General features: G+C 39.6%; 10 protein-coding genes. 3 read left to right on the top strand and 7 right to left on the bottom strand.

The annotated features are described in order from the left end of the window. Position 1: 1 nt before the first annotated feature. The 4 genes from cydB to JF50_RS16270 form a co-directional block, all read right to left on the bottom strand. Entirely contained in the window at positions 2–1,003 is a 1,002-nt protein-coding gene (gene cydB, locus JF50_RS16285; protein ID WP_039610471.1) for a cytochrome d ubiquinol oxidase subunit II, read from the bottom strand. Beyond that, complete coding sequence (locus tag JF50_RS16280; RefSeq protein ID WP_039610470.1) at positions 996–2,342, bottom strand: cytochrome ubiquinol oxidase subunit I; 1,347 nt, start codon at positions 2,340–2,342, stop codon at positions 996–998. Before JF50_RS16280 ends, cydB begins: the two co-directional genes overlap by 8 nt. A gap of 16 nt (positions 2,343–2,358) precedes the next feature. After that, positions 2,359–2,904 carry a GbsR/MarR family transcriptional regulator gene (locus JF50_RS16275; RefSeq protein WP_039610469.1) on the bottom strand — a complete coding sequence of 182 codons (546 nt, stop codon included), beginning with the start codon at positions 2,902–2,904 and terminating at the stop codon, positions 2,359–2,361. A gap of 407 nt (positions 2,905–3,311) precedes the next feature. Next, a complete protein-coding gene (locus JF50_RS16270) occupies positions 3,312–3,905 on the bottom strand; it encodes a carboxymuconolactone decarboxylase family protein (protein WP_039610468.1) in 594 nt (197 codons plus the stop codon). Between the two features lie 67 nt (positions 3,906–3,972). On the opposite strand from JF50_RS16270, the gene JF50_RS16265 reads away from it, so the two are divergent. Together JF50_RS16265 and JF50_RS16260 are read left to right on the top strand one after the other, a co-directional pair. Then, positions 3,973–4,575 carry a MarR family winged helix-turn-helix transcriptional regulator gene (locus tag JF50_RS16265; RefSeq protein WP_039610467.1) on the top strand — a complete coding sequence of 201 codons (603 nt, stop codon included), beginning with the start codon at positions 3,973–3,975 and terminating at the stop codon, positions 4,573–4,575. Between the two features lie 82 nt (positions 4,576–4,657). After that, positions 4,658–6,187 (top strand): cytochrome-c peroxidase, encoded by a 1,530-nt coding sequence (locus JF50_RS16260; RefSeq protein WP_080760264.1) that lies wholly within the window; start codon positions 4,658–4,660, stop codon positions 6,185–6,187. A gap of 107 nt (positions 6,188–6,294) precedes the next feature. On the opposite strand, the gene JF50_RS16255 is transcribed toward JF50_RS16260, so the two are convergent. Beyond that, complete coding sequence (locus JF50_RS16255; RefSeq protein ID WP_039610466.1) at positions 6,295–8,892, bottom strand: ExeM/NucH family extracellular endonuclease; 2,598 nt, start codon at positions 8,890–8,892, stop codon at positions 6,295–6,297. Positions 8,893–9,438: 546 nt separating this feature from the next. On the opposite strand from JF50_RS16255, the gene JF50_RS16250 reads away from it, so the two are divergent. Further along, entirely contained in the window at positions 9,439–10,425 is a 987-nt protein-coding gene (locus JF50_RS16250) for a hypothetical protein (RefSeq protein ID WP_052262368.1), read from the top strand. Between the two features lie 59 nt (positions 10,426–10,484). Here JF50_RS16250 and JF50_RS16245 read toward each other — a convergent pair whose 3' ends face one another. Beyond that, positions 10,485–11,141, bottom strand: a complete 657-nt coding sequence (locus JF50_RS16245) for a DUF1826 domain-containing protein (protein WP_039610465.1) — start codon at positions 11,139–11,141, stop codon at positions 10,485–10,487. 153 nt (positions 11,142–11,294) lie between these two features. After that, positions 11,295–13,283, bottom strand: coding sequence for a methyl-accepting chemotaxis protein (locus tag JF50_RS16240; RefSeq protein WP_039610464.1), 1,989 nt, complete (start codon positions 13,281–13,283; stop codon positions 11,295–11,297). Positions 13,284–13,368: the final 85 nt, after the last annotated feature.

Raw genomic sequence — 13,368 nt, 5'->3', positions numbered from 1 at the left:
ATTAATAGTAAGAAAGGGCCTGAGTTTTTCCCCAAAAAACACGATAAGAAAACAATGTGTAACCAATAATAGCGGGGACCACCATAACGACACCGTAAAGCATAAACGTTAGCGCCGAAGGATCCGCGAGAGACTCATAAATGGTGAGTTGATTTGGCACAACGTAAGGGTAAAAGCTATGTAACAGACCTGAAAAACACAAAAGAAAGATTGATGTCGCGATAGCAAATGGCCGCCAACTTTTTGATATATCTTCAGCATTATTAAAACTACTTAATAGCGTATTTTGTAAAAAAAATAAAATCATACACAAAACAGGAATAGGTAAAAGTATGATTGATTCACTTATATCAAACCATTTTGAAGCAACAAAATCGTTAATTAAGGGGTTTACGATGGAAACCGCAATCACACCACACGCTGCAACAAAGTTGGCCTTTTTACACCATTTAATTGCTTTTTTTTGTAATTGACCCGTTGTTTTCATAATTAACCAAGCTGAGCCAATTAATGCGTATGCTGCCACAACACCAAACCCGCTTAAAATCGCAAAGCCATAGCTTTCTACACTTTTCTCAAAAGACATGACATATAAACCAAACATAAAACCCTGAGAAAAGGCTGTGAGAAAACTGCCTAATTTGAAACTCAGATCCCAGATATCCTGATATTTTGTTTTGGCTTTAGCACGAAAGTCAAAAGCAACGCCTCTTAAAATTAACCCCAATAGCATTAAAGCAACCGGTAAATAAAGCGCTTGCAAAATGACGGAATGAGCGAGTGGAAAGGCAATTAAAGCAAGTCCAACAGCGAGTACTAACCAAGTTTCATTAGCGTCCCAAAATGGGCCAATAGAAGAAATCATGGTATCTGCTTGTTGTTTGTCTTTAAGTGGTAACAGAATGCCAACACCAAGATCATATCCATCAAGCACAGCATAAACTAATATAGCTAAAGCCATTAATGCACCATAAAACAAAGCCAAGAATTCATTACTAAGCATATTGCTGACCTCGCATTGGCGGATTCAATTCATATTCTTCGACTTCGACCGCTTTATCCGCTGTGTAGAAAAGCGTTTTAATGTAAGCTGTCAACAATATCGCGTAAACACTTAAGTAACCTATCAGTGTATATAGAACGTGTTCTGATGGGACTTTTGTTACGAGCTCATCTATCCTAACTAATCCTTGTACCATATAAGGCTGTCGACCAATTTCAGTTACATACCAACCAGCCAGTGTTGCTACCCAACCAGAGAATGTCATAGCAACCAGTAATTTCAGCTGCCAAATGGGTAGCTCTTTGTGTTTGAACAAAGTTACTCTGGTTATTACAGTAACTAAAATCATTAATAAACCAAGTCCAACCATGACACGAAAACCATAAAAAACAGGCTTAACCGGAGGGTGAGCATCTTTGAATTCATTGAGGCCTTTTATTTCACCATCTAATTCATGCGTAAGAATCAGACTGGCTAAGTTTGGAATCGCCAATTCAAAATGATTCGTCCTATTCGTTTCATCAGGTACAGCAAACAGCAGTAAAGGTGCCCCTTTTTCAGTTTCCCAAACACCTTCCATTGCTGCGACTTTTTGCGGTTGATGTTTAAAAGTATTTAACCCGTGTAAATCACCAACAAACGCCTGTAATGGAGTAAGCACTATTGCTACCGTCAGCGCCACTTGAAGTGTTAATTTTGGTGCATGTTTGTGATCATTTTTAAGTAAACGATAAGCACTGATCCCCGCAATTAAAAAGGATGCGGTGATACCTGATGCAAGCAACATGTGAGAAAGACGATACCCAAATGATGGATTAAAAATAATGGCAAACCAATCCTTAGGGTAGAATACACCATCAATGATCTCGTAACCCACTGGCGTTTGCATCCAGCTGTTTAGAGATAATATCCAAAAAGCAGAAATCGTTGTGCCAATGGCCACAACTATTGTAGAAAAAGTGTGTACAGCTGGACTGACACGCTTCATACCAAATAACATAACCCCTAAAAAGGTCGCCTCCATAAAGAAAGCAGTCAGAACCTCATATCCCAACAAAGGGCCTGCAATATTGCCAATACGCTCCATAAAACCTGGCCAATTTGTGCCAAATTGAAACGACATGGTGATACCACTGACAACACCTAAAGCGAAGGTAAGGGCAAAAATTTTAACCCAAAACCGATAAGCCCGGAGCCAAACGGGCTGCTTTGTTTGAACATATCTGACTTTAAAAAAAACCAAGAACCATGCAAGCGCAATGGATATGGTCGGGAAAAGTATATGGAAACTTATATTGGTCGCGAACTGAATTCGCGACAGCAATAAGGTATCAAGCATGACACACCTCTGTTAGTTATGACTTTTTCAATAACTTATCCTTGAGGTCGATCACCTTACTAACAGACGAGCCTAGCTTCATCAATGATTGCAATTGTTCAGGTGTCAACCTCTGCAATTCAGCTGACCATTTAGTCACTGTTTCTAAAAGATCATGTATGGATTGCATTTGCTCCTGAGCGTACTTTTCCTCTGGCGAGTTCGCTGTATCTAAAATTTGATCGCGTAACAACGTCAGGGTAGGGTCAATTTCTCGCTTGCGTCTTTCTTCGAACACTTTATTCGCAAGATCCCAAATAGTACCGTTCGGCGCATAATATTCTTTTCTATCGCCGGGAATATGATGAACTTTTACAAGTTGCCATGACTGCAACTCTTTGATCCCCATACTGACATTGCCTCGAGAGATCTTAAGTGCTTCTGCAATTTGATTTGCAGTGAGTGGGTGCTCATTAATAACGAGTAACCCCACCATTTGCCCAATCGTTCTATTAAATCCCCAACGACTGCCCATTTCACCGCAATGGAGCACGAAGTTTTCGATTTTTGGTGATAAATTCATAATTCTAAACGTTCAGTAATTATTGAAAGTTAAATATACAAAGATAACTGACTCAGATCAACTAAAGTTTCAATTTTTTCTGAAAGTTCCAAATAAAACTGTAATGTAAAGTTGAACAATTAAGTTAGTACCTAAAGCCAGACTGTAATCTAGTCGGTTTTAAACTATTTGTATATCGCTTAAAGAAAATCTTTTAGAAGTTTTGGTAAATAATGAAACTTTCGAACTAAAACTGTTCAAATTTGCTTTTATAAAATCCAACTCACCGCAGAACGGTTACTTTTAAATAGTGACAAGGTTCACATTTTCGCGTGGATGATGGGCTATTTATTTTAATTTAGAGGACGAAAAATAAAAAGGCTTTACCTTAAGATAAAGCCTTTGGTAGTTGAGATGTAAAGGTAGGTTTAAGACTGATGTTTTCCAACTTCCCAGTTGTTTTGTTTTAATAAAGTCTCGCCAGCGTCGATAGCGCCTGATTCTAAAGACGTAGCCATTGAGTCATTCCAGCGGTTTAAGTAACCGAACAATGAGATGACACCTAAGATTTCAACTATTTCTCCATCGTCCCAGTACTTTTTCAATTCTGTTTCTATATTGTTATCTACCGCATTCGGAACACTTGACGCAGCCAATGCAAACTCAAACGCCGCTTTTTCACCCTCAGTGAAAACGTCAGATTCGCGGAATTGCCAAATTTGCGCCAATCGATTATCAGTACCGCCATATCGTTGAGCTGCTAAGATTGTGTGTGCCTCGCAGTATCGGCAACCCGTATTTGCGCTAGTGATGTAGCCAATTAGCCTTTTAAGCTCTGATGTAACACGACCATGATTTTCCATCACGGCTTTATTGAGATTTATAAATGCACGCGCAATAGCGGGTCGAATTTGCATAGTGAGTACGCTGTTTGGGCAAAACCCCAACGTTTCATTGAAGAATTTTGCAAGCTCAGTGACTTCCTGATCGTGGTCTTGTGATAGTGGGGTAACTAAAGGCATAATCAGCTCCTGTTGAATTTATATTTTTTGTTGCATATGCAACATAACATAACTCTGGAGAACCTACTTGTCTAGTGAAATCTCAAATAAAAATGCATTAAAAAATAGATTGGCAAGCTTTACACAAAACAAGCAGAGCAAATTAGCGTTAGAAACACATATCCCTTTCCAAGTCGCGGTAGTTAGTAACCTGTTATCGATTTCAAGAGATCCGATTATCCGAGATTTAACAGACTTAGACACAAGAGAACTGAGAATAATGGTTAATATCGGATCCTACGGTCCAATTACAGCTTCTGATATTGCCTATCAAACACGCTTGGACCCATATTCAACCACCAGAGCGATAACTGCGCTTATAAAGCGGGGGTTGGCGCAATACGCACAGACGCAAACACAAACTAGAAGCAAACCGGTTGAGTTAACAAAACTAGGAAATGAGATATATTGCAAAGTAGCGACGCACCTAAAAAAAAGAGAAGAGAAACTGCTAGAAACATTGTCTGATACAGAACAAAGTATGCTAAGTACACTCCTACAAAAACTAGAACTTAACGCAGAAGACGTTTTAGCAAATGAAGTGAAACACTGTGAGTCTAATGAACAGGCTGTGACAAGAGATCATAAAGAAATAGTCAGATGGCATAGCAGAACGCATAAAAAGAACTAGCGCTGGACTGCAATTAAAAAAACATATTTTTTGCACATTTAGTAACCAAGCTAAGTGGTAGATCTAATTAAGGGGCAAAAATATGAAATACAAAAACCTAGCCTACTTGGGGGCGTTAATTTTATTCAACGCACCCAGTTTCCACTTGTACGCGAAACCAAGTCATGACCATAACAAACCAAAAAAGACATTTAGGCACAATGTCATCCAAACACAAACTGAGGTAGACATTCGATTACAAGAAATCGTCACTCAGCAAAACTTACAAGCGACATTACCAGATACCACTAGCCTGCCTAATATCATGGATCCATTACCTCAACTAGGTATGAAGCTCTTTTTTAGTAAAGCGCTTGGCGGCGAAAAAACCGTGGCTTGTGCCAGCTGTCATCACCCAAGACTCGGTGGCGCTGATGGACTATCTTTACCAATCGGTACAAATGCCGTTAACCCAGATATCATCGGTCCGCTTAGATTAACCGCAGACTCAATTAATATTCCAAGAAACTCGCCAACGATCTTTAATGTCGGCTTAGCTAACTCAAGTTTATTTTGGGATGGAAGAGTTCAACGCTTTACAACCACCGATGCTAACGGGCAGCAAATTGAAGTCATTAGTACCCCAGATTCTGGATTTCAAGTGGCTGATGAAAAGGTTGGAAATGATTTAGTTGGTGCTTTGTCTCGCTTCCCTGTCACCTCGGTTGAGGAAATGCGTGGACAAGCGTTTCCTGACGCTTTTGATAACCAGTCTGTACGGGAGCATATTGCACAGCGCCTGGGTAACTACGGTTCGCAAACCGACCAACTAGAAAAGAACCAATGGTTACTTGAGTTTAGACGTGCTTTTAACAGTACCGAAAGCGCTGAAACACTAATAACTTTCGATAGTATTGCACTGGCATTGGGAAAATATCAGGCTTCAGTAAATCTGATTAATTCTCCATGGAACGCCTATTTGCGCGGCAATCAAAACGCAATGACTCAAGCCCAAAAACGCGGCGCCACTTTATTTTTTACACAAATTAGTGAAGGGGGAGCCGGCTGTGTAAATTGCCATGGTGGAAGCCGATTTAGTAACGACGGCTTTTTTAACTTAGCGTTTCCCCAGTTTGGGATCGGGCTTGATGAGCAAAATGCGGATCTTGGCCGATTTAACATTGACTCACAACAACGTAATTCATTTGCCTTTAGAGTGCCAAGCTTACTCAATGTTGAACTAACAGCTCCATATGGACATTCAGGCGCATATGAAACATTAGAAGAAGTCGTTGCACACTATGTTGATCCTGAATCTGCAATTGGCCACTTTTTCGAAAAGGGAGGAGCTTGTGGGCTATCGCAATTTAAAAATGATATCAGCTGTCAAACACTAAACCATAATGCAGAATCTAATAGCCAAAGTGCACTCGCGTTACTTCAGTTGTCACCGTTTGTTTCAGCACCATTGGATGCAGCGCAACAAAGCGATTTAGTTGAATTCTTAAAAGCGCTGACAGATAGATGTGCTGAAGATCCTCGCTGTGTAAGAAAATTTGAGCCAAGTCCTCACACCCCAGATCCGGATAATTTGAGGCTCAAAGTTCAAAAGGCACTCGTAGGGCAAGTATAAAATAATTGAATCATAAGAAATGCCCCTTATTCTTAAGAACAAGGGGCTGCTTGTTGACTACTACAAGCGCGATTAAAACTGAATCGCGTTCGAAGTACAATCTCTGTTTAATTTCGTGAAATTTTATAGCTCAAGGTAACATTGCGGTAAGGCAAAAAGCCCCTTAAACCTACATGCCATATACCTTGTTGAACATCATCTACAACACATTGCTCGTTACTACCCCAGAGGTAAGGTCGGCAGTCAAACTTGTGAAATCTAGGCTTACGTTTATGTCGTAGATATAAATCTGCCTCTCCATGACCTTCAATTTTAACTTCCAAATTATTGTATCCCTCAGGGACTTCAATTGAAGTACGCTGCCACCAGAACCAACCATAAATATTATCGATTTGGCCTTCGATAACCGGGTACGGGTCTTGGGTTTGCAAGTCAATAACAATTGGGTCATGATCCGATGAGCGATATGCATGATCAGCATATAGAGATTGCTGATGCTTATGTGACTTATATTCAACGTTGTAATCAAGCGCAACAGGCTCATCCGCATTAATATGCCAATCTGAAACCGCGCGCACTTTTTGCGTCATAGCACTGCTAGCAAAAGCATGATCTAAACTACCTAAACGACCTTTGAACACATAAGAATAGCTTGTGCTATCTGAATTGATCACATCACGGAGGTTGTCGTATCCGTTGACTGTCATTTGCGCAATCGGGTCTTCCTTATTGTAAGCATTGAAATCACCCAAAATAATCGTATCATCATCTAATATGGAAGTTGGGTTGCTTGCTAACCAGCGATTGAGCTCATCAACAGCTGTAACTCGAGTTTGGTTCCAACAACCTTGACCATCTAGTTGGTCTTGGTCCAACCCTTCAGCCTTGCTGCAACTGCCTTTTGAACGCAAATGTGTGACAACCACATTGAAAACATCGGTAGTCTGTAAATCCTCAAATGTTTGCATGACAGGTGGGCGGTTACCATAGTCAAATGGCACAGCATCTGTATATGCAGCAGTACCGGCCTCTTTTACTTTATTACTGCGATAAATTATGCCAGACATGATTGCATCAGTACCAATCGCATCAGTACCCATATCGACATACTGATAAGTGTTGTTAGCATCCGCCATGGTTAAAGCATTTGCTAACTCGGCTATTGCGCTAAACTCGCCAAAACCATCGTTTTCAACTTCCAACAAACCAATTACGTCTGCATCCAAGTTCAATATTGCCGTGACTAGTTTGGCCTTCTGACGCTCAAACTCTTCGATAGAGTCTGCACCACGTGCTGTTGGGAACCCTCCACCTAAACCGTCACCGTTGAAGAAATTGAGCACATTCATACTCGCCACTCTTAGATTTCCCTGCAATTCTGTGGGGGCGTCAGTGCGCGTATTTTCTGACACAAAATTAGGCTGATTAACTGGGTGCACTCGATACTGAGAGAAACCATAGCCCACGACACCTTCAACACCAGTGACCTTATCTCCAAGTCTAAGCGTATTGTATGCATCAAGCTCAACAGTAGGGTAGGGGATAACTTCAGGGTTTTGCAGTGAAGAGCCATCATCTAACGTAATTTCTTTCGTTCGATTGAGTCGCTCAACTTCATTTGCACTGTCACCGGGTGTTGCGACCTGAGTGCCTTGATATAAGCGCTCAGAGCCCAGCTTTAGCTCACCGTAACGTTTCAAGCCATAACTGTCATTGACGAATAACTCATTCGTGATGTTGACCAGCATACCCTCGTAAGCTTCAAGTCCTAGCTGCGAAGGGATGGTAATATCCGTGCTCACTACCGCCTCAGTACCACATAAAACCAAGCCCGTCACACTGCTTATTTGAGTCTGACCATATGATTCTCGAACACTACCGGCTAGTTTCACAACTTGGCCTTCTACAATAGAATTATCTTGGTATGAAACAAATATACCTTCAGATGTAAGCGCATTGTCATCTTGATCAAATGATTCTTCTTGTACGAAGAAACCTTTGAGCTGATCATCACCAACAAAAGCGGCCGTAACCACACCTTGTAACTCTACTTGCTCACCAACGAGTGGACTTTCATTGGATTCGCCTTGTATTGCGTGGATCTTAGTATTGTTCTCATTACACGTTATTGCTGGTGGCTCTACTGGGTCGCTTGAGTTATGAATACCTATATTTGAGAAGTCATCTTTAGCTAACGCTTCCCATTCAACTGATGGAATAAATTCATCAGTGGCCACTGCATCACCAGAAGATACAGACGCAAAGCGAACTAATGTTCTGTCTTTTGTAGAAACCCCTTGATCACTCCATGACGAACCTGGGTCAACACCTATCTGGCCAATGCTATCGACAATGACATCATTTTTTGTCAAAACAACTGCATCATCGCCATTGAACCAACTGCCGTCTTTTTGTTGTTGGGCTTTTAAACGTAGCTCTTCAGCAGCTCTTGCATGGACAATGACATGAGTATCTTTAGGGGCAACGGTTCCTTCTAAAACAATAGAAGTTCCTGAATTTGTATTACCATTGAAATAAAATTGAAGACGATAGTCGCTTAAGTTAATTGGGGAATTTGAATTGTTATAAATTTCAACAGCCTTGTTGTAACTGCTTCCTTCAACATACTCAGAAATCATGACTTCAGCATGGACTGGCAGCAAAAAGCATGTAATTGCTGACGCGACTAGGGATTTTTTGAACATAGTTATTTCCGTTTACCGTGTTTTATAATGAATTATTTAGTAATTGAGGATGCCACTCTATATGAAAAATATTTCAATTGTAATATTTGTGTGACTTTTATATTTCAAAACTGATTATTTTAGTCCTTTGTTATAGTCATAAATTCATGCATTACTGCTCTAGGAAGGAATAATATAAATAAGAGTCATAAAAAAGCGCTGTATAAAGTTCAATAGCTCAGCTCTGTAACTGAATCTAATGGATAACCGCATCAAATCTAATCTTTCAAAATCATTAATAAATTTATTTTTGATATCTTATAACAATTAAAACCTGCACTTATTCGTTTATATTTTGACCAGGCAAAGTCACATAAGTTAATGTCTAAAAGTCAAATAAGTTAATGTCTAAAAGTCAAATAATTTGACTAACCTAAAAAACATAAGCCGTTACAGGAGAGGCTCAAAATAATTGCTTGGGACTGTAGGTTTTAAAAAAGGAATAACCAGTTACTCTCAACTGGCTAGATAACAACATGTAAAGTAACTTTATTTAAGGATAATTAAATGAAATCCAATCGATTGATTAAATTAGCATTTTTATCATTTACTGCACTAAGCACACAACACGCTGTGGCTCATCAAACACCAACAATTTTGGATAATGATGAGTATGAAATTGAAAAGCATCTAAATTTAGATATTGACTGCGGAGCAGACGCAAGTGCACTTCAACACGCACTTGATAAGGCTTATTCAGCGCAACTAGTCCAATTGACCGTGTCTGGCGAATGTGCAGCACCGTTGCATATTCAACATGGACGCTTTGAAATTATAAATGACACAGGGTCAACCGGCTCAATAAGAGTTCGGCATAATCAAGAATACCCACAAAAAAGCGCTATCTTGTTAAACGCTAGTAATGTCGTGTTTAAAAATATACACATTGATGTGCCGAGCGATATGCCAGCTGTTGAGCTCAAAGCTAATAGCTTAGCGAAATTTGATCACGTAAGTACTAATGCAAAGTCGCCAAATGATTCATCTTTTTTACAGTTTTTAATCACAGACAACAGCACTGCTTATTTTGAAAGAATGTCTGGTAACTCAGTAGGTGTCTATGGCAGCTCCTTTGTTGAATTTTCGAAACGAAGCGATCAAATTAAGTTGGAAGTGTACGATACATCAGCGGCACAATCTGCACAAAGTAACCACTTCCGCTCTGTTCAAGTAGCTGGTAATGGCTATTTTTTAGGTGACAACCAAAGTAATGTGAATTTACTCATGATTTGGAGTAAAGGTGCAGCTGAGATCAATAATAAGAGTCGAGTAGGTGAAATCATGATGGGGGGGCAAAGTCATTTTGCAGCCTACAAAGAGTCCCTTGTCGCTGGGCCTTACTCACTATGGGGAAATGTTGTTTTTGAATTAGAGCATTCAACTGCTTACAACTGGAAAGCGGTCGATAAGCCTTATTCAATTATTATCGGTAATAATGCCCATGTAAATGGAAAATTATACCCTGGTTGGAGTTGGACCGGACAAGCAAAATAGGTAGCACTAAAAAGAGAAAGAGGAGTTAACTCCTCTTTTCTGCACTCAACGAAAGAGAACTAGCTGATATAGTCTATGTAAATGCAAAGTTTTGACTCTTCATTGTCAAACGTAGGTGACGCACAAACTACTGCATTATGTTCTTGGTCGACCCAGTTTTTTCCTTTTACCAAAGCAATATCTCCATTGCATAACGTGTTCACATCGCATGCTTTAGGTTGCTTTATCGCAGGCGCCAATTGATTCTTTTCAAGCGGGTGGTATTGCACAAAGTCTTTTTCGAGCCAGCGTTCACCGCTGCCACCTAATGTTGACATCATTTTCACAATCCCATTTTGAAAGTGAAAAGCAGGGCTGATCGAATAATGAGATGGCAGTATACGTAAACCTATTTCTTTTGGTTCTAATAGTTCTTCAAACATAACTAACATCAACTCAATATGCTCGAACAGTAAGTCACCATGAGTGGTCGACGAAAACATCGCTCTAATTCTGTCAAATAACTCTCTGTCAATTGCACCCTGATATTGAAAATGACTATCTTGGGCTTTTTTAACATAATGAATGGCAGCGTTACTTTTTGCCCAACTTGATGGACAACAAAAACAAGTTAATGCGGTATCAGTTTCATATATTTTTGAAAGAACACTTGCCGAGTCTTCGATTAAATATTTAGTGCTTGTTGAGGGAACACTTACTTCAGAATTAACGCTCATAAAACCATTTTGTTATGTGATAATATTGCAACATTATCACTTTACTTATTTCATGAAAAGACTTTCACCTCAATTATTACGAATAAGAATTAGTTTTATTACGATAAGGTGCTAATCTGGTTTTGAATACAATTAAAATGAATCATAACGACACTAGTCTATTTTAAAGTTATCCATGGTTCTTTGTAATGTATCACTATTGAGTTTCATATCTTCAAATAGCTCTTTTAAAGCAATAGACGTCTCTAGCTCATCGTTTGCCGCTTCTAAAACGGCCGACGTATTCGTAGAAATATCTTGAGCCACTGTTGATTGTTGTTGTGCTGCTGTTGCTACTGAAGTGGTCAATTGCTCAACATTATTACTGTGTTCACTCACTTGCATAGAAACAAGACGCGTTTCCTCTACCTCGCTCATTATCTCACTGGCGAGCTGCGTATTTTCTTTAATGGCATTAACCACACTTTGGCTGATCTCATTCAAATTACTTAATAAAGACGAGATTTGCTCTGAAGATTCCTTACTATTGTTGGCAAGCCCACGTACTTCATCCGCTACCACAGCAAAACCTCTTCCGTGCTCACCCGCTCTCGCAGCTTCAATCGCAGCGTTGAGCGCGAGTAAATTTGTTTGATCTGCAACACTGCGGATTGAATCTAAAATAGTGTTAATCTCAGCAACTTGTTTTTCCATTTTTGCGGCCATTTCATTGACCATATCCATATGTTCGGAAAGGGCATTCATTGCGTCTAGGTTTCTTTGATTATCTTCTAATAATTTTTTAGATTCATTGTTTAATTGATCGCTCGCTGCCAGCGTGTCAGATGCTGAGCGCGCTATTTCTTCACTGGTGGCTGCCATTTCTTCAATCGCAGTAGCAATACTAGACGCCATTGTTTGAGTACGCTGTGCATCTTCATTAACATGGCTCGCAGCTTTATCCATTTTTTCGCCCAAGTCTGTACCAACGTTGATTGATTTTGACAAGCCTAATAACAAATCCTTAAATGCATATACCGTATTATGAATAGACTCAGATATCTGCCCAAGCTCATCACTGGTTTTTAGTCTCACATCTAAAGTTAAATCACCCTCACTTGCTACTTTTTCTAAGATGCCAGTTAAGTGATTCAATTCATGTTTCAAGGAAGTCACTAAGTGCATATTTATGACGGCAATCACACTCATCGCAACTATAAACGAGATGGTAATAAACCAACTTTGACTAACTAGATCGCTTTTGACCGCTGCGCTGTGGTCAACAGTTTTAAGCCATTGCTTGTCTAAAATCTTTTTAACAGCAACAATTTGATTGGTCGCTTTTGGAAACCAATCACTACTCGACATCAAAGTATTGAAATCTGGGTTGTCATTATTAATCAGATAATTGATCACGCTATCCAATTCTTTTGCACTCGAATCAGACATGGCTCTATTGTATGCCTCAAGTTGCTCGCCTTCTAAAGAGGTTTCGAGTTGTTCCTTTAAGATCCCTAATTGTGTTTGATAATAGGTAAGCTCGCCCCTTATCTGTGAATTTATGCTCTTTTTAGACAACACGCCGTTAATTTTACCTCGTAGTTGGCCTTTTCGCTCTTTGCTTTTTGCTAATAAAAATGCGATGGACAGTTTAGATGCTAGATCTCGATTACTGATATACGCTTGCATACGCGTGGCAGTGTCTATGGCAATTTGATTGAGGTGGCTATAATACTTAAATGCATTTTTGCCATTTTTATTATCCACTTCACGCCTAATTGTTGGCTTATCATTTAGCTCTTTAAACAAAAAAGGCAGCCACTTTTTGACTTTTTCATCATCTCTAAATTGACCAGAGTACAAATCCCTTACTGTTTTTTCAGCATTGTCGGCTTTAGCTCTTTGCGCTGAGACTGCACTTTTTTTATCTGCCGTAGGGTTCCCTAAAAACCCAGCAGATAAACCACGCTCTACCGCATGATGATGCGCTATTTTTTCGATTGCATCCAACAACTTAATGTATTCAATATCCTGCGATGTCGATGAATAATCATGCCAATATTGGGTGGCTACTTTTGCAAGAAGAATAAAAATGAAGGCTATAAGTGCAAGAGAGCTGATTATGGTAAGTTGTAAAATGGATAAGCGTTTTAGCAAATTCATTTATTTCTCCGGGGCGTAATCCTGATGCCAATCACCAAAGACAGGCTAATAATTGTTCCTTAACTTAAAAGATAGTCAAAAAATC

This window comes from Pseudoalteromonas luteoviolacea (genome assembly GCF_000814765.1).
GTDB classification, from domain to species: domain Bacteria; phylum Pseudomonadota; class Gammaproteobacteria; order Enterobacterales; family Alteromonadaceae; genus Pseudoalteromonas; species Pseudoalteromonas luteoviolacea_H.
The sequence above is the reverse complement of the archived record's forward strand: the minus strand, read 5'-3'. Positions and strand labels throughout refer to the sequence as shown.

Excerpts from the sequence above, each read along its gene's own strand:
- JF50_RS16280 (WP_039610470.1), bottom strand. The coding sequence starts at position 2,342 with ATGCTTGATACCTTATTGCTGTCGCGAATTCAGTTCGCGACCAATATA.
- cydB (WP_039610471.1), bottom strand. The coding sequence starts at position 1,003 with ATGCTTAGTAATGAATTCTTGGCTTTGTTTTATGGTGCATTAATGGCT.
- JF50_RS16250 (WP_052262368.1), top strand. The coding sequence starts at position 9,439 with ATGAAATCCAATCGATTGATTAAATTAGCATTTTTATCATTTACTGCA.
- JF50_RS16260 (WP_080760264.1), top strand. The coding sequence starts at position 4,658 with ATGAAATACAAAAACCTAGCCTACTTGGGGGCGTTAATTTTATTCAAC.
- JF50_RS16275 (WP_039610469.1), bottom strand. The coding sequence starts at position 2,904 with ATGAATTTATCACCAAAAATCGAAAACTTCGTGCTCCATTGCGGTGAA.
- JF50_RS16240 (WP_039610464.1), bottom strand. The coding sequence starts at position 13,283 with ATGAATTTGCTAAAACGCTTATCCATTTTACAACTTACCATAATCAGC.
- JF50_RS16270 (WP_039610468.1), bottom strand. The coding sequence starts at position 3,905 with ATGCCTTTAGTTACCCCACTATCACAAGACCACGATCAGGAAGTCACT.
- JF50_RS16245 (WP_039610465.1), bottom strand. The coding sequence starts at position 11,141 with ATGAGCGTTAATTCTGAAGTAAGTGTTCCCTCAACAAGCACTAAATAT.
- JF50_RS16255 (WP_039610466.1), bottom strand. The coding sequence starts at position 8,892 with ATGTTCAAAAAATCCCTAGTCGCGTCAGCAATTACATGCTTTTTGCTG.